This window comes from Peptoniphilus sp. HMSC062D09 (assembly GCF_001811425.1).
Classification (GTDB): domain Bacteria; phylum Bacillota; class Clostridia; order Tissierellales; family Peptoniphilaceae; genus Peptoniphilus_A.
In genome coordinates, this window is sequence record NZ_KV804686.1 from 1 (window position 1) to 16,267 (window position 16,267).

15 protein-coding genes and 2 pseudogenes are annotated in these 16,267 nt (G+C 33.8%); 2 read left to right on the forward strand and 15 right to left on the reverse strand.

Annotated features, from left to right (window positions below; translation table 11 throughout):
- Positions 1–24 precede the first annotated feature (24 nt).
- The 10 genes and pseudogenes from HMPREF2801_RS01175 to HMPREF2801_RS01220 all read right to left on the reverse strand — a co-directional run.
- Positions 25–591, reverse strand: a pseudogene (locus tag HMPREF2801_RS01175) (type IV secretory system conjugative DNA transfer family protein); the annotation flags it as partial.
- Entirely contained in the window at positions 584–1,318 is a 735-nt protein-coding gene (locus HMPREF2801_RS01180; protein WP_070610192.1) for a phage antirepressor KilAC domain-containing protein, read from the reverse strand. The gene HMPREF2801_RS01180 and the pseudogene HMPREF2801_RS01175, both read right to left, overlap by 8 nt.
- Positions 1,315–1,800 (reverse strand): PcfB family protein, encoded by a 486-nt coding sequence (locus HMPREF2801_RS01185; protein ID WP_000606600.1) that lies wholly within the window; start codon positions 1,798–1,800, stop codon positions 1,315–1,317. Before HMPREF2801_RS01185 ends, HMPREF2801_RS01180 begins: the two co-directional genes overlap by 4 nt.
- Positions 1,793–2,620 carry an ATP-binding protein gene (locus HMPREF2801_RS01190; protein WP_070610193.1) on the reverse strand — a complete coding sequence of 276 codons (828 nt, stop codon included), beginning with the start codon at positions 2,618–2,620 and terminating at the stop codon, positions 1,793–1,795. The genes HMPREF2801_RS01185 and HMPREF2801_RS01190 overlap by 8 nt, the downstream gene beginning before the upstream one ends.
- Positions 2,617–3,390 carry a replication initiator protein A gene (locus HMPREF2801_RS01195; RefSeq protein WP_070610194.1) on the reverse strand — a complete coding sequence of 258 codons (774 nt, stop codon included), beginning with the start codon at positions 3,388–3,390 and terminating at the stop codon, positions 2,617–2,619. The genes HMPREF2801_RS01190 and HMPREF2801_RS01195 overlap by 4 nt, the downstream gene beginning before the upstream one ends.
- Positions 3,391–3,473: 83 nt before the next feature.
- Positions 3,474–3,755 (reverse strand): CD1845 family protein, encoded by a 282-nt coding sequence (locus HMPREF2801_RS01200; RefSeq protein ID WP_070610195.1) that lies wholly within the window; start codon positions 3,753–3,755, stop codon positions 3,474–3,476.
- A 63-nt stretch (positions 3,756–3,818) separates the two neighbouring features.
- A pseudogene (gene lysS, locus HMPREF2801_RS01205) lies at positions 3,819–5,707 on the reverse strand (lysine--tRNA ligase).
- Positions 5,708–5,750: 43 nt separating this feature from the next.
- Positions 5,751–6,224: a transcription elongation factor GreA gene (greA, locus tag HMPREF2801_RS01210; RefSeq protein WP_070610196.1), complete on the reverse strand. Its 474-nt coding sequence runs from the start codon at positions 6,222–6,224 to the stop codon at positions 5,751–5,753.
- Positions 6,225–6,408: 184 nt separating this feature from the next.
- Positions 6,409–7,338, reverse strand: a complete 930-nt coding sequence (dusB, locus tag HMPREF2801_RS01215; protein ID WP_083303690.1) for a tRNA dihydrouridine synthase DusB — start codon at positions 7,336–7,338, stop codon at positions 6,409–6,411.
- Positions 7,339–7,348: 10 nt separating this feature from the next.
- Complete coding sequence (locus HMPREF2801_RS01220) at positions 7,349–8,131, reverse strand: type III pantothenate kinase (RefSeq protein WP_070610197.1); 783 nt, start codon at positions 8,129–8,131, stop codon at positions 7,349–7,351.
- A gap of 175 nt (positions 8,132–8,306) precedes the next feature.
- Here HMPREF2801_RS01220 and HMPREF2801_RS01225 point away from each other — a divergent pair, with 175 nt between their 5' ends.
- The gene (locus HMPREF2801_RS01225; RefSeq protein ID WP_070610198.1) at positions 8,307–8,846 is read left to right on the forward strand and encodes a biotin transporter BioY; all 540 of its coding nucleotides are present in this window, start codon (positions 8,307–8,309) and stop codon (positions 8,844–8,846) included.
- Between the two features lie 134 nt (positions 8,847–8,980).
- On the forward strand, positions 8,981–11,413 hold the full coding sequence (locus HMPREF2801_RS01230; protein ID WP_070610199.1) for a transglycosylase domain-containing protein: 2,433 nt from the start codon (positions 8,981–8,983) through the stop codon (positions 11,411–11,413).
- Between the two features lie 185 nt (positions 11,414–11,598).
- Here HMPREF2801_RS01230 and ftsH read toward each other — a convergent pair whose 3' ends face one another.
- Genes ftsH through HMPREF2801_RS01255 form a run of 5 tightly spaced genes read right to left on the reverse strand, consistent with a single transcriptional unit; the run spans position 11,599 to position 16,238 of the window.
- Positions 11,599–13,578 (reverse strand): ATP-dependent zinc metalloprotease FtsH, encoded by a 1,980-nt coding sequence (gene ftsH / locus HMPREF2801_RS01235; protein ID WP_070610200.1) that lies wholly within the window; start codon positions 13,576–13,578, stop codon positions 11,599–11,601.
- A 15-nt stretch (positions 13,579–13,593) separates the two neighbouring features.
- On the reverse strand, positions 13,594–14,127 hold the full coding sequence (gene hpt, locus HMPREF2801_RS01240) for a hypoxanthine phosphoribosyltransferase (RefSeq protein WP_070610201.1): 534 nt from the start codon (positions 14,125–14,127) through the stop codon (positions 13,594–13,596).
- A complete protein-coding gene (tilS, locus tag HMPREF2801_RS01245; RefSeq protein ID WP_070610202.1) occupies positions 14,114–15,448 on the reverse strand; it encodes a tRNA lysidine(34) synthetase TilS in 1,335 nt (444 codons plus the stop codon). The genes hpt and tilS overlap by 14 nt, the downstream gene beginning before the upstream one ends.
- Before the next feature lie 43 nt (positions 15,449–15,491).
- Positions 15,492–15,869, reverse strand: a complete 378-nt coding sequence (locus HMPREF2801_RS01250) for a S1 RNA-binding domain-containing protein (RefSeq protein WP_019124091.1) — start codon at positions 15,867–15,869, stop codon at positions 15,492–15,494.
- Between the two features lie 9 nt (positions 15,870–15,878).
- On the reverse strand, positions 15,879–16,238 hold the full coding sequence (locus HMPREF2801_RS01255) for an FtsB family cell division protein (RefSeq protein WP_070610203.1): 360 nt from the start codon (positions 16,236–16,238) through the stop codon (positions 15,879–15,881).
- Positions 16,239–16,267 lie beyond the last annotated feature (29 nt).

Below are 16,267 nucleotides of genomic sequence, written 5' to 3' on the forward strand. Positions count from 1 at the left end.
TTTTCTCTGTCCCTATAAGGTTAATCCTTTAGGGTCTGTTACTACATAGGAAGAGTGCATTTGCATTAGATTTGGCTTTACATAAAATCTTGTCTTACCTGATCCAGAACCACCAATCACTAACACATTTTTATTTCTAGCGTATTTAGGGTTTTTAGGTCTTGAATTCATTGTTAGTCTTTCGGTATTAGTTATGAGAACATTGTTTTCAAACTTAGGGTCTATATATGGAGCAATATCCTTACTTTCTCCCCATCTTGCAGATCCATACTCTTTACCTTGCCTATATTTCTTTTTGTTTTTACCTTTGCTATAAACAATTAGCTTAACAAGACCAGCAACTGAAACACCTACTAACAAATCCCTTGGATTAATACTTGGTATATAAGATAAAGTTCCTATATCAGAAATTCCCACCATTATTCTATCAATAATATCTCCTCCTACATAAGAATTGATGTGCTTAGAAAAGATATTTCCAATGTAGAAAAAGGATAAATAAGGAATGTTTGATAATATAAATTTCTTTGGGTTGTCTATTTTAATTAAGTTTTTAATATCAGAAAGAATGGCTTCTAATATCTTATTCATCGTAGAAACCTTCACTATCTAATAAAATTAGTAGGTAGTGTCTTCCCTTTGGTGTTATAAATGTTTGTATTCCTACAAGTGTACCTAGTGGATCAACCCATTCTTTTACTTCAAAATATCCATTATTCTTATCTGCATAAGGTAAGAGTTTCTTTTTCTTATCTCTATAAATTAATCCCTTATCCATTAAAAAACTTATAAACTGATTTTGTGGTATTCCTAACTCTTTGGCAGTATTTCTAAAGTTTGTAAGTAGATTATAATCTACTAATTTGTCATAATAATCTGCCTTTGGTCTTAATTCTTCAATCTCTTCTTCTCTTTCGGCAATAATTCTATTGGCTACAAGAATTGCATCTGCAAGTAGCTCTTCATTAGTTTTCTTTTCTTGCCCTACTATATATCCTCCATTCTTTCTAATACTTGGTAAGACCTCTCTAGTTACCCAAGCCTTGAATATTTTTGCTTGTGGTAGTTTTGATGAGAGGATAAGTGAATACAAACCTGATTCGTTAATTATTGAAATATTCTGTATTCCTCCAGGGGTGTTCCATTTCGTTACACCCTTATCTTCTTCATTTACATGGTCATAAACAGCTTTTCTTGGATTGACATATCCGAGCATAGTTGCTACTTCATTTGCTATAAAGAAAAACTCACCGTCTTTTTCTATAACAGTGAGTTTCCCAAAATTCTTATTTTCAAATGTTTTTAAATTACTTATCATAAGCTTTGCTCCTTATGTTTATTTTTAACTTTATCTTTACTAATGGTATCCTTAGCCATATCTTTAAACTTATTTATAGTCTTCGTTATTGAATCTTTCCTATCGGCCTTTCTTTCAGAAGCCTTAACTGCTTTTTTGAAGGCATGTTCCATTACTTTTATATCCTTAGATTGAAAAAACACAGAGTGGTTACCAGTTTCCTTATCTTTCATAACAGAAAACTTCACTCCGTGTTTATTTAAAATTTTCTTTAGTTCTTTTAACTCAGGATCTTTTAGGTTAATTTCTTCTAACTGTCCCTTTTTAACCATATCCTTTAGTTTTACTTCTTCTCCGTTATTTTTTATTACATTTTTCAAGCCTCCTTGTTCTTCTATTTGCTTGTGTACTTTCTTTAAGGCATCAAGAATTGCTTTACTTGTTGCTTTTGCAAGCCTTACTTCAAGGTTAAGGCTCGATCTTGATACTTCTTCATTAATCATCTATTCCACCTCCATATAAAAGTAACTCTTTGTATTTTCTTAACTTCTCTTGATGGATTTTTCTTCTAAAATCTTCTCCCGTAACTTTAACTGGTATTGTCATTTCAAGTATTCTTGAATATATCCTCTGATACTCAAGATCAATATTAGGATTCTGAATAATTTCCAATGATAAGTTTGTAGTAAAAATTGTCGGCCTACCCTTTAAGTATCTTGAATTTATAATGTTATATACTTGTTCTCTTGCATAAGATGTATCCCTTTCAATTCCGAGGTCATCTAGGATTAACAAAGGAATATTAGATAGGTTATCTATAATTTCATTTGAATCAACCTTAAATGCAGATTTTTGTATTTGGTTTATAACCTGAGATAAATTCATAATCTTAACTTTAACTTGTTTTCTTTCAATTAATTCATTTGCAATTGAACAAGCAAGATAAGTCTTTCCACTACCAACATCTCCATAAAATAAAAGTCCAACATTGTCTTCCTTCATTTGTTCAAAACTTTTAGCATAATTGTAAGCAACCTTGTAAGCTTGACCTTTTTCATTTAAGTATTTCTCAAAATTATATTGGTGTTGGAGTGGCGATGAAAAACAATCTCTTTTTAGCGATGATATTCTCGTTAATATTTCTCTTTCTGCATTCTCCTTATCTCTTTTTATTTCACATTCACATTTAATTCTTGGAATAAACTTTGTAAATCCAAGGTCAACTAATTCTCCATCGACTCTTTTACCACATACCTTACAATAGATATGTCCATTTCTTTCAATATCATTTTCTCTTAATACAAAATCTTCTAAGTTCTTCATAAACTCTCTCCTATATCGTAATTCATTTTTCTTGTTGATTTGTCATTCATGCTTTTCGCCTGATCATTAAGATACCAGTTAATTATTGTTGCCTTGTGATCTTGATACACTCTGTTATTTGCTTTCATGTAAGACGACAATCTATCAATGTATTCATTAATTCTACTTCCTAACTCATTTGTTAAGTCCTTGTATTCTTCATCAGTCAAAAATATATTTTTATATATTCCATAAGATTTTTGCCCTTTACTAAAATCATTATTTCTTAACTTATTATTACTAATATTATTATAGTTACCTTCCGATTTTCGAAAATCTTGACTTTCGATATTCGAATCTCTTGAATTTCGATTATCGAACTTCTGGAATTTTGTTTTTCGAACTTCTTGATTTTTTAATTCCATATTATTAAATATGCTCATAAAGTCTTTAACATAAATTCTGTTAGGCTTTCCAAGTCCTTGTCTTTTCTTTTCAATCAGTCCTATCCCTGACTTAATATCAAGTTCAGCTATTAATTTATTTGCTTTTTCACTCGCACAATTAAATTGATCTTTTATATTTTCAATTGTGTAGTAAATAAAGACTTTTCCATCTTCATCTATCCAGCCATTTTTATATGAAAGACCCATTCGATTAAGCATATATGAATACAAAACTTTAGCTTCAATAGAAATGCTCTCAAAAATCTCATCTTCCATTAATACCATAGGTAACCTAATGAAGTTATACATTTCAGATTGCCTATTATAAAAATAATCAAAATTCATCCCTACCTCCTTTCTTTGAAATAAAAAAAGACGACAGAATTATTACTTTCTATCGTCTACGATTGTCTAATATTTATTTTTCTTCAAATTGATTTTATTGTATAGTTTAATAATTCTAATAATCCAATAACATATATACCTAATTTAGGTAATCCAAATGGACTAAATAAAAATGCTAATATTAGTGCTTCAATTACAATTTGCTTGTCTCCTTGAAATATGCTAGCTAATCCAATTATAAAAATTAAAGTAGAAACTACGCTTAACAACGCAGTACTCAAACTTAATATGAAGGTTAAAAAAACTATGAGCAAACCCAACACTAATCTTATCGGTAATAAAATTATTCTAATTATCCATCTCATACATACCCCTAAAAATTAAACTGGGATTCATAACAAACCCCAGTTTCATAATTAGCGTGTCCTTTAATATAATTTTGATCCTGCTGGAATATTATCATCCAACATTATTAAGTTAAGTTTTTCTTCTCCGTCGTACTCACAAATTGCAGATATAATCATACCTTCTGAGTCGATTCCCATCATCTTACGTGGAGGAAGATTACAAATTGCAAGCAGTGTCTTTCCAATTAAAGACTCCGCACTGTAATATTCCTTAATACCAGATAAAATAACTCTTTCTTTTTCAGAACCATCATCTAATGTAAATTTCAAAAGTTTTTTTGACTTAGGAACTTCTTCGCAGTTTTTGACTTTTACAACTCTAAAATCAGATTTTGAGAATGTATCAAAATCAACCATATCTTCAAATAGTGGTTCAACTTTTACTTTTGAAAAGTCGATTTTTTCTGTCGTAAGTTTGTCGTAAGTTTCGTAAGTTTCTTTTGACGAATCCCCATTTTCTGCCTTTTCTAAGCCTATTGGCTTCATTGTTGGGAATAATAGTACATCTCTAATAGATGGTTGGTCTGTCAAAAGTACAATCATTCTGTCAACGCCAATTCCAAGTCCACCTGTTGGTGGAAGGCCTACTTCAATTGCATTGATGAAGTCTGAATCCATTGGGTGAGCTTCATCATCGCCTGCTTCTTTTTCAGCAACTTGTGCTTCAAATCTTTCTCTTTGATCGATTGGGTCATTAAGTTCAGAGAAGGCGTTAGCAAATTCCCAAGTGTTGATGAAGGCTTCAAATCTTTGTGTAAGTCTTGGGTCCTCTGGATTTCTCTTTGCAAGTGGAGAAACTTCTACTGGGTGACCAATTACAAAAGTTGGTTCAACTAGGTGTTCTTCGCAGAATTCTTCAAACATTTCTGAAAGAATTTTGCCCCAAGTGTCGTGGTCAGAAATTTCTAGTCCCTTTTCTCTTGCAATTTCTCTAGCCTTTTCATCTGTGTCGATTTCGTTAAAGTCTACATCAGCGTATTTTTTAACTGCATCAATCATGGTGATTCTCTTCCAAGGTGCCTTTAATGAAATTTCTGTGCCTTGGTAATTTATTGTGTCAGTTCCAAGAACTTCAAGAGCTACATATTCGAATAAGTTTTCAGTTATTCTCATCATTTCTTCGTAGTCAACATAGGCTTGGTAAAGTTCAATATTTGTAAATTCAGGATTGTGCTTAGGGTCCATTCCTTCGTTTCTAAACATCTTGCCCATTTCATAAACTTTTTCAAATCCACCTACGATTAATCTCTTTAAGAAAAGTTCGTTGGCAATTCTAAGTTGCATGTCAATGTCAAGAGTGTTGTGGTGAGTGTAGAAAGGTCTTGCATTTGCTCCACCTGCTACTGTGCCAAGGATTGGTGTTTCGACTTCCAAGAAGCCTTTATTGTCTAAAAATTCTCTAATTTTTTTGATAATTTGATTTCTTTTTATAAATACATCTTTAACTTCAGGATTTACAATTAAATCAACATATCTTTGTCTGTATCTTAGGTCTGGGTCCTTTAATCCGTGGAATTTTTCTGGAAGAATTTGAAGTGATTTTGAAAGTAGAGTGAGATCTGTTGCACGAACTGTGATTTCGCCAGCTTCTGTCTTAAATACAACTCCCTTTACTCCAACTATGTCTCCAATGTCAAGGCCCTTAACTTCTTCGTACTTATCTTCAAGGACATCCTTTCTTGCAAAAACTTGAATAGTTCCCAAGGCATCTCTCACATCTAAGAAACAAATTTTGCCGTGGCGTCTCTTGCTCATTACACGACCAGCTATGGAAACTTCTCTCTCCTCATCTTCCTTAAATTCTTCTTTGATGTCCTTGGAGCGAGCAGTTACGTCGTAGGATTCATTGACAAAGGGATCTTTCCTTCATTCCTCAATTCGTCAAGCTTTTGTCTCTTTAACAAAAGCATTTCATTTAGATTTGCATCTTCTGTTTTTTTCACAAATTGCCTCCTAAATAGTTATTCCGCAAATTTCGTATTTAATAATTCCGTCTGGAACTTCAACTTCCACTACATCGCCAACGCGATTGCCAATAAGTCTTGAGCCAACTGGTGATTCGTTAGAAATTTTTCCTTCTAGTGGATCTGCTTCTGCTGAACCAACAATTGTGTATTCGTCTTCTTCCATAGTTTCAAGTTCTCTTACCTTTACGCTGGAACCAATGTTAACTACATCTGTATTTAAATCTTTTTCATCAATTATCTTTGCATTACGAACCATCATTTCAAGTTTTGCGATTCTCTCTTCAACTTGTGCTTGTTCGTTTTTAGCTTCGTCGTATTCAGAGTTTTCAGAAAGGTCGCCATAACCTAGGGCAACTTTAATTCTCTCAGAAACTTCCTTTCTTCTAACTGTTTTTAAATACTCGATTTCATTTTCAATTTTTTCTAGACCTTCCGGTGTGAAAAATATATCTTTTTCCAAAATTCTCTCTCCTCAATATATAAAAAATAAGGCGTCAGCCGCCCTTTACAAAACCTTTTAATCTAGGCTATTATAGTCGAAACTTCTCTTTATGTCAAGATTTTAAAGTTTTTCCATGATTTTTTCATAAAATTTCTTAAAAAAATAAAAACTCCGCACTTTTATGCAGAGTTTAAAATCTATTTTAGTCCAAAGTTTCAATATAAGCTCTGATAAGATTAATTATCTCATCCTTGTCCTTTAGTGTGTTTAATTTATTTCTAACTTCCTTGGAGTCCTTCATGCCCTTAAAATAATTTGCGTAGACCTTTCGCATTTCAAGGATGCCAAGTTTTTCTCCCCTGTAAGATATTTTTCTCTCAAGCTCATCTATCATTAAAAGAAGTTTTTCTCTGTCACTTGGCTTATAGTAGGAGCCAGTTTTTATGAGCTCTTCAATTTGATTAAAGATGTAGGGGTTTCCCACTGCTCCTCTGCCTATTGCTATGCCGTCAACCTTGGAATAATTTATTTTTTCTAAGGCATCTTCAGGGCTAGCTATGTCGCCATTTCCAATTACGGGAATTTTTACATTTTCCTTGACAGACTTAATAAAGTCCCAGTCAGCCTTTCCTGTGTAATATTCTTCTCTTGTCCTTCCATGGACTGTGACAAAACTTGCCCCTGCTGCCTCAATATTTTTTATTGCCTTCATGGAAGAAATTCCACCAATTCCCTTTCTCACTTTTACAGAAACTGGCTTTTTTGAATTTTCTACAACAGCTTTTACTATGTCATAAACAAGTGAAGGGTCCCTTAAAAGATAGGAGCCTGAATTATTTTTTACAATTTTTGGTGCAGGACAGCCCATATTTATGTCAACATAAGAAAAATTATAGTCATTTAAAATGCTGGCAGCTTCCCCCATAATTTTTGGATCAGACCCAAAAATTTGCACAGAAACTTTTTTCTCCTTGGGAGAAATTTCTAAAAGGTCTAGGGTCTTTTTGTTTTCATAGACGAGAGCCATGGCTGAAACCATTTCTGTTACAGTTAAGTCTGCTCCCTTTTCTGTTGCCACTTCCCTAAAGGCTATGTCAGTGTAGCCTGCCATTGGTGCTAAAATTTTTAACACAAAATCACTCTCAATCTATTTTGCTATTTTTTTCAAATATAATTTTTAGCCCTTCAAGAGTTAAAAATTTGTTGATTATAAAATTATATTTTGAATCACTTGTTAACATCGTGGAGAAACCACCAGTGGAAATAATATTAGTATCTTCTTCCTTCCAATTTAGTTCCTTTAAAAGTTTATCTACAATTCCATCAATCATTGCAGTGTAACCGTAATAGAGACCAGATTGCATTGCTCCAACTGTGTTAGATTGAATAACTTTTTCTGGCGCAATAATTTCAATTTTTGGAAGTTTTGAAGTCATCATAAAAAGTGCTTCAGCAGAAATTCCAATACCTGGCATAATTAAACCGCCAAGGTAATTTTTTTCCTCGTCAACTATACAAAAAGTCATTGCCGTTCCTATGTCAACTATAATGGATTTTTTGCCATAAATTTCTAGTGCGCCAACAGCATTTACAATTCTATCGGCACCAACCTCCTTGGGATTGTCGTACTTTATATTAAGTCCCAAGTCTAGGTCTGCACTTACAATCATTGGGTTCTTATTAAAATATTTTCTAACCATAGAAGGAAGTGTGTGCATAAGGTTTGGCACAACGGAAGAAATTATAACATTTTCAATATCTTGCGGATCAATATTGGCATGAGTTAGTGTATTTATAAAAATAAGACCGTACTCATCTGATGTTCTAGTCTTCACAGTGGAAGTCCTAAAATCATTTACAAGCTCATCCCCCTTATAAACGCCCCAAGTTATGGAAGTATTTCCTACATCTATTACTAATAACATTTTTACACCTCATTTAACAAATTGTTTTCATTATATATTTAATAATCTTCACTTTCAACTAATTATTTACCCAATATTTATAATTAATCAATTTATTTTAAATGCGAAAAAATTTTGCGTTAACCTTATTGACAAAAGAGTAAACATTGTGTACTATATCTTTCGGAGGTTAATGATGAAAATTAAAACAAAAGACATAACAAAAATTGCACTTTTAGTTGCACTTATAGCAGTGGGAGCTTTTATCTCCATTCCAATTGGACCTGTTCCCTTTACTTTACAAAACTTTTTTGTATTTATGACTGGACTTTTACTTACACCCTTTTATGCAGGACTTACCGTTTTCATTTATGTCCTACTTGGCTTAATAGGCGTGCCAATTTTTGCAGGCTTCACTGGAGGCTTCCAAACCTTTTTAAAACCAAGTTTTGGATTTTTAATTGCCTTTATAATAGGTGCAGCTTTTATTTCTAAATTTGCTCACGGAGAAAAAAACTTTGGCAAAATTATGATCGTACTTGTTTTAGCAGAAGTTATTTTCTACGCAATAGGTCTTCCTTACATGTATTACATCTTAAATAATGTAATGGGAAACCCTATGGACATATCCAAGGTCTTTTCCATTGGCATGATTCCTTTTATCATACCTGATATGGCAAAGGCAGTAGTGGCAGCAATAATTTCCCCAAGAATTTTAAAAGCTATGAATAACTAGGCTTTTAAAGATCAAAGAGTTTATAATTAATAGAATAATTTATGTTAAAGTCTCGCCAATGTGCGGGATTTTTTCATATCTACTTATAGTTATATGATAAAAATTCTGTTATAATATCAAGATAGGAGGTTGTTATGAAAGATTCCAAAAACAATAAAGCTCGTGGAATAATAAAATTTTCAAGCCTAATAAAAATACTCATACTAATAGTTGTTGCTGCAATAATCATTTTAGGTTCAATGGTCACTGCTATTGTACTTGGTATTTTTAAAAAAGCTCCCCTAATAGAACCCACAGAATACAGAGCTCAGCTCTCTGAAACTTCTAGGATCTATACCAATGATGGAAAACTTATTGAGACTTTAGTCTCTGATGAGTTTAGTGAATTTGTTCCCTACGAGGATATACCAAAAAATTTATTAAATGCCATTGTGGCAATAGAAGACGAAAGATTTTTTGAACACAGTGGAGTTGACTATAGAAGAGTCGTTGGTGCTCTTGTCCATGACATAAAGACAAGGTCTTTTGACCAAGGTGCATCAACTATTACTATGCAGCTTGCCAAGAACTTGTACACATCTTTTTCAAAGAGCGTGGTTAGAAAAATCACAGACATCTACTATTCCTACCAAATAGAAGAAAAACTGTCAAAAGAGCAGATACTTGAGGCATACTTAAACTCTGCAGGCTTCTCTAAGGGTACAGTGGGCGTCCAAGCCGCTGCAAAAACTTTTTTCAACAAGGATGTATCTGAACTTGACCTTGCTGAGTGTGCACTCTTAGCAGGCGTTACAAACTTGCCAGAAAAGTACACTCCCTACAATACTCAAGAGATAAATGAAGATGATGACCTTGGCAATATTGAAATAGTTTTACTGCCAAAAAATGAAGGATCAGAGCCAAACTCTGACAAAATTATTGAAATTTCAAAAAATTTAAATGAACTTGGACAAATAGATAACTTTGAACTTATACAAATAGAAAATAATTTAGTGGTGCCAGTAAAGGCTGTCTTCAACGAAACTTCTCAAGAGAGACAAAAATTAGTTTTAAAGAAAATGGCTGAGCAAGGTCTTATTACTAATGAAGAATATGAAAATGCCTTAAATGAAAAAATTAACATCGACATAGGCTCTCGTAAAGAAAGTGGAATTTCATCTTTCTACACAGATGTTGTGCAAAAAAATACTATTAAGATTTTGATGAACTCTGGCTACACAAAGGAAGAAGCCACAAATAAATTATTTAATGGCGGACTAAAAATTTACACACCAATGGACATTGACATGCAAAGGACCCTAGAACAAGTTGTATCAAATCCTAAATATTATTATGGCACTTTCACAGAAAAAAATGGAATAATACAACCACAAGTTGCCTCTGTTATCATCGACCAAAAAACTCACGAAGTTAAGGCCCTTGTTGGCGGTAGAAATGTAAGTGGTGGCAGACTTTTAAATAGGGCTTTAGTTCCAAGGCAACCTGGATCTTCTATTAAGCCAATTTCAGTTTATCTAACTGCCTTTAACAATGGAGCCACTGCTGGTGATGTCTACCTTGACGCAAAGATGCCAGAAAAATTATTTGGTCACTCACCTAAAAATGCTGGCAGCTATTACCAAGGTTGGACTACAATAAGAAATCTTCTTCGTCAATCATCAAATGTTGGTGCTTATCAAGTTGCCAGAGATATTTCTGCTGACAAAGAAGCAAAGGCAAATAAAAATTCAACTTATTCAAAGGTCTACAATGACGAAGAGTCGATTAATAAGATGATTGACACCTTAAAATCTATTGGAGTCAGCACAATTGTAGAGAAAAAGGACAATCCAACTTGGAATGACATGGACTATGCTCCTCTTACTCTTGGCGGCATGAGCTATGGCATTAGTCCTTTCGAAATGGCTGGAGCCTTCACAACTCTTGCCAACGAGGGAAAATATGCAAACCCTTATGTAATTACAAGGATTGAAACTAACACTGGAGATATTATCTATCAAGTTGACCCTAAGGAAAAAGAGATAACTTCTCCACAAAATGCTTATATTTTGACAGATATGTTAAAAGATGTCGTTAGACGTGGTACTGGTCGCAACGCTTCCTTTGCAGGACAAGACATAGCTGGTAAAACTGGTACAACTACTGACAAGAAGGATGTTTGGTTTGTTGGTTACACTCCTTACTACACTTGCTCTGTTTGGATAGGCAACGACAAGCATCAAAAGCTTGCCTTTGGTTCAACTCAATCTGCCTACCTTTGGAAGCAAATTATGAAAGCTGTTCACGAAGACTTGGACAAAAAAGAATTTGAAGAACCAGATGGAATCTTCACTAAATATGTAAATGGAAGGCGTGAACTACTAGCTGACGGAACTAAGCCACACTATACTAATAAGTTAGGTTGGTATAGAGATTCCGATGATGAAGAAAAGAAGAAGGACAAAAACAAGAATAATAACAACAACAATGACAATGGCAATAAAAAGAAGTCCTCAGGTGAAAATGGTGGCAAGAAAAAATCTCATTCAAAAGAATCAATTTTAAATGAAGATACAAATGAAAATTAAGCTTAAGAAACTGGAGTAAAGCTCCAGTTTTTTATTGCCCTTTATTAATTTATTTAGGATTTCCTAGGTGACTTACATGAAAAACTGCTAAAGAAAAATCTCTAGCAGTTTTAATAAAATTTTTAAATTGTCTTAGCTTAAGATTTTTATCCAAAGAAAAAAGCCCCTAGGGGCTTTTAATGAATTTATTCAGAATCCTTCTCTTCTTCTTTGTCTTCTCTGTCTTCACTGACTTCTTTATCTTTCTTTTCACTTTCCTTTTTGCTAATTATTTGTCGAGCTTCTTCAGAAAGATCAGTGACCTTTATGGAGTCGTCAATGTCTATAGACTCTTCTTCCAATTTTTCTCCATTAAATATCCTTTCAAAGTCCTTGGCATAAATAGTTTCCTTTTCCAAAAGTGCATCAGAAAGTGCCAAAAGCTTATCTAGGTTGTCGCTTAAAAGTTCCTTACACTTTGAGTAGCCTTCATTTATAATTCTAGCAACTTCTTCGTCGATTTCTGCAGCAGTTCTTTCAGAATAATCCTTTGACCTGCCAAGGTCACGACCGATAAAGACTTCATTTTCAGATGAATCATAATTTATGGTGCCAAGTCTGTCGCTCATTCCATATTGAGTAACCATGGCACGAGCAATTTTTGTAGCCCTCTCAATGTCATTTGATGCTCCAGTAGATATGTCATCAAGGACAAGGGACTCTGCAACTCTTCCTCCAAGTAAAGATACAATTGAAGCTTCCATTTTTTTCTTTGTCATAAAGGAAACATCATCTTCAGGTAGATAGGCAGTGAAGCCGCCAGCCATTCCCCTTGGAATAATTGTAATCATGTGTACTGGATCTTCCTCTGGCAGAAGCCTTGACACAATTGCGTGTCCTGACTCGTGAACTGCAGTTAGCTTTCTTTCCTTTTCTGAAACTACACGAGATTTTTTTGCAGGACCTGCTTGCACCTTAATTGATGCTTCGTCAACATCTTCCATGGAAATTTCGCTGTCATTTCTCCTTGCAGCAAGTAGGGCAGATTCATTCATCAAGTTTTCAAGATCTGCTGGAGTAAAGCCAGGAGTTCTCTTGGCAATGACTTCAAGGTCAACATCTCTTGCAAGTTTTTTGCCCCTTGAGTGAATTTCAAGTATTGCCTTTCTGGCACGGACATCAGGCTTTCCTACATAGACAGTTCTGTCAAATCTTCCTGGTCTTAAAATGGCAGGGTCTAGTATGTCTGCCCTATTTGTTGCAGCCATTACTATTACACCTTCGTTAGTGCCAAAGCCGTCCATTTCAACTAAAAGTTGGTTAAGAGTTTGCTCTCTTTCGTCATGTCCGCCGCCGAGGCCTGCCCCTCTTCTTCTTCCAACAGCATCAATTTCATCTATAAAAATTATACATGGTGCATTTTTCTTTGCGTTTTCAAATAAATCTCTAACTCTTGATGCACCAACACCCACAAACATTTCTACAAAGTCAGATCCACTCATGATGAAGAAGGGAACGCCTGCTTCGCCTGCAACTGCCTTAGAAAGATAAGTCTTACCAGTTCCTGGAGGACCTACTAAAAGAACTCCCTTTGGTATTCTTGCCCCCATGTTTATAAATTTCTTAGGATTTTTTAAGAAATCAACAATTTCTGCAAGTTCTTCCTTCTCTTCTTCAAGACCTGCAACATCCTTAAACTTTACAAGATTTTTTGAATCTTCCTTATTTATGAGTTTAGCCTTGCTCTTGCCAAAGGAATTCATCTTTCCTCCGCCACCGCCAGCTTGTTGCATCATCTTGTACCAGAAGAAAATTAATACTCCCAACATCAATAGAGTTGGAATCCATTCAACAAGAAAAGAAGTTTGCTTAGTTGGTGTGGAAATTACATTTATCTCGCCAGCATCAGATTTTTCCTTTAAATAATCCTTATAAAAAGTATCTGATGCCTCCTTTGGTATTACAGTCCTAAAGGATTCATCGCTTTTTAATTTAACGCTGGCAATGGAGTCAACTCCATTTTGTAGTGTCACACTCTTTACATTTCCCTTATCTAGTTCTGTGACAAATTCAGTAAAACTTTTTTCATCCACTGTATTTACTGGTGGGCTGAAAAATTTTATTGTGAGCACTAATACTAAAATTAGTACAATATAAAAACCTGCTCCTCCAAATTTTCTATTCAACTATATCACCCCTCCTTATTTTGAATATACAGACTCATCTAGTATTCCAATATAAGGAAGAGCCCTGTATTTTTCGTCATAATCCATTCCATATCCTATTACAAAATAATCTTCAATTTCATATCCATTGTATTTAACAGGCAAGTCAATTTTTCTTCTACTTGGCTTTGAAAGCATAGTTACAATTTCAATGGAATTTGCACCTCTTGACTTTAACACCTTTGTTAGATAAGAAAGTGTGATGCCAGTGTCAATAATGTCTTCCACAATTAAAATATCCTTGCCAACAATTGAAGTAGATATGTCCTTTAAAATTCTAACTTCACCCATGGATCTTGTGCCTTGATAGCTGGACACATCCATAAAATCATATTCAAGGTCTAGGTCTATTTTTCTCATAATATCTGCCATAAAAGGAACAGCGCCCTTTAGTATGCCAAGCAAAAATAAATCCTTGTCCCTATAATCTTCAGTTATTTTTTCTCCAAGTTCCTTAACCTTATTTTGAATTTCTTCTTCAGTAATAAGAACTTCTTTAATATCTGACATTTTTAACCTCCAAAACGAGTTTATTTAAAGTATTTTCATCTATCTTGACATCTTCAGAAATATCCATGCCAAGAACGTAGATAATCTTTTCATCATCGCAAATAAGACCTATTTCATCCCTCTTTAACCTGTCAACTTTTCTGTCTATAAAATAGTCCTTTAACTTTTTATTATTTTTCATGCCCAGAGGCTTAAACCTGTCGCCCCTTTGTCTACTTCTAATAAAAAGGCTTCCTTTAATTTTATCACAGTCTATAGTTTTTATAAAGAAGTCTCCCTGAGAAATTGCCCCATCTTTTGAAATAAAAATTTGGCCAAAGTCTGTGTAATTATTACCCAATTTTAAGCTTGCTTCTCTCTTAACTGATTCACTTTTTTCCTCTTCAACAAAAACTTTGTCGTAGGATTTTCTGGCAGAGATCTTGCTGCCAAGGTTGATGACTCTTCCGCTTTCACCCAAGATCAAGTCGTAAATACCTAAAATATTGTCCCTACTTAAAATATTTTCACTGTAAAAGTTTTTTGCCAAGTAGGATTTAATAATTTCGCAAGCTAGGAATTTGTTAAGCTCTTTCATTTCATCTACAAGAAAATAATTATCCTTGATGCACTTACTAAAATTTTCTTCTACAAGTTCTTCTATAAAATCAGAGGCGTCAGAAGCATTTTCTGAAAGCCTAAGAAGGGCGTCAATAATATTTGGATTGAGTTCACTTAATTTTGGTATGAGGCTAAGCCTAATTTTATTTCTCGTGTAAATTTCTTCAAAGTTTGTCTCGTCCTCAACATAGGGCAAATTATTTTTATGTAAATAGTCCTCTATGTCACTTCTTTTTATGTCAATGAGAGGCCTGTATATGTCCTCATTGACCTCACTTATTCCAACTAGACCCCTAATACCTGTTCCCCTAATAATGTTAAATAGAAGAGTTTCTGCACGGTCATTGGCATTGTGGGCAGTTAAAATTTTTCTCCCAAAAGAATTTTCCCTAAAAAATTCATACCTTAAAATTCTTCCGGCTTCTTCTCTTGAAAGCTTATTAAGTCTTGCATATTCATCCATGTTCACAGTCTTTGTAAGACATTTTACCCCATAGTCTCTGCAAATATTTTTTACAAAGTCCTCATCTCTCTTGGCAGTCTCGCGAATGCCATGGTTTAAATGACAGACTATTATGTCTAAATCAAAGTCATCTCTTAAATCCATAAAATTGTAAAAAAGATACATGGAATCGGCTCCACCAGAAACTGCAAGACAGAGCTTGTCCCCTTTTTTTATAATATTTAATTTTTTTAAATTTTCAAAAAATAACTTGTCCATAATAAAAAAGTGGTAGAACTATCAAAAGATAGTCAACCACTTGCTAATTTCTAGAATTCCTCTTCTTTGTCTTTTGATTATATCTAGCTCTCGCTTCATCAAGTTTAGTATTGCTTTCCTTTAAGAATTTGCTCAAAATATCTTCAAATCTTTCATCAACTTTTTCATCCTTAGGCTCTTCCTTTTTTTCAAGGGCATCCTTAATTGATAGGGCAATTTTTCCCTTTTCGTCAATGCTAAGAACCTTGACCTTGACTTCGTCGCCCTCTTTGATGTGATCCTCAATATTTTTAACAAAAGTATCTGCAATCTCTGAAATATGTACTAAACCACTTTTGCCTTCCTTTAAATCAACAAAGGCTCCAAATTTAGTTACCTTGCTAACTACACCTTCAACAATATCGCCTGGCGATAAATCCATAACTTCCTCCTATTTATTTAAATCTTTATTTTTATTATTAGAAACTTTTTCTTCGCTGACAAATTTATCTTTATTTGAAACTTTTTCCTTGTCTTTGTCTACATAGATAACCTCTCTAGGTTTAACCATGCCCAATTCTTCCCTGGCAACTTTTTCTACAAAATCTGCAGAAGAAGAATTTTCAAGTTCTGAATTTAAATTATCTATTTCAAGTTTTAAATTAGAAATTTCTTTTTTGTTCCCAGAAATAATTTCAAGTTTTTGGTTTCTTATGGAAATTGATTTGCCAATTTTCACAGAACCATATACAACAGAAAATAAAATTATAAGGGCAAGAGCCAGTGGGAATTTTTTTCTTTTAACCTTCATAAATTCTCTCCAATTTAAATCCAATTACC

Bases quoted from the DNA above. Each gene is read 5' to 3' on its own strand.
- HMPREF2801_RS01230 (WP_070610199.1), top strand. From the start codon at position 8,981: ATGAAAGATTCCAAAAACAATAAAGCTCGTGGAATAATAAAATTTTCA.
- tilS (WP_070610202.1), bottom strand. From the start codon at position 15,448: ATGGACAAGTTATTTTTTGAAAATTTAAAAAAATTAAATATTATAAAA.
- HMPREF2801_RS01220 (WP_070610197.1), bottom strand. From the start codon at position 8,131: ATGTTATTAGTAATAGATGTAGGAAATACTTCCATAACTTGGGGCGTT.
- HMPREF2801_RS01250 (WP_019124091.1), bottom strand. From the start codon at position 15,869: ATGGATTTATCGCCAGGCGATATTGTTGAAGGTGTAGTTAGCAAGGTA.
- HMPREF2801_RS01255 (WP_070610203.1), bottom strand. From the start codon at position 16,238: ATGAAGGTTAAAAGAAAAAAATTCCCACTGGCTCTTGCCCTTATAATT.
- HMPREF2801_RS01195 (WP_070610194.1), bottom strand. From the start codon at position 3,390: ATGAATTTTGATTATTTTTATAATAGGCAATCTGAAATGTATAACTTC.
- HMPREF2801_RS01200 (WP_070610195.1), bottom strand. From the start codon at position 3,755: ATGAGATGGATAATTAGAATAATTTTATTACCGATAAGATTAGTGTTG.
- HMPREF2801_RS01180 (WP_070610192.1), bottom strand. From the start codon at position 1,318: ATGATAAGTAATTTAAAAACATTTGAAAATAAGAATTTTGGGAAACTC.
- HMPREF2801_RS01225 (WP_070610198.1), top strand. From the start codon at position 8,307: ATGAAAATTAAAACAAAAGACATAACAAAAATTGCACTTTTAGTTGCA.
- hpt (WP_070610201.1), bottom strand. From the start codon at position 14,127: ATGTCAGATATTAAAGAAGTTCTTATTACTGAAGAAGAAATTCAAAAT.
- HMPREF2801_RS01190 (WP_070610193.1), bottom strand. From the start codon at position 2,620: ATGAAGAACTTAGAAGATTTTGTATTAAGAGAAAATGATATTGAAAGA.
- HMPREF2801_RS01185 (WP_000606600.1), bottom strand. From the start codon at position 1,800: ATGATTAATGAAGAAGTATCAAGATCGAGCCTTAACCTTGAAGTAAGG.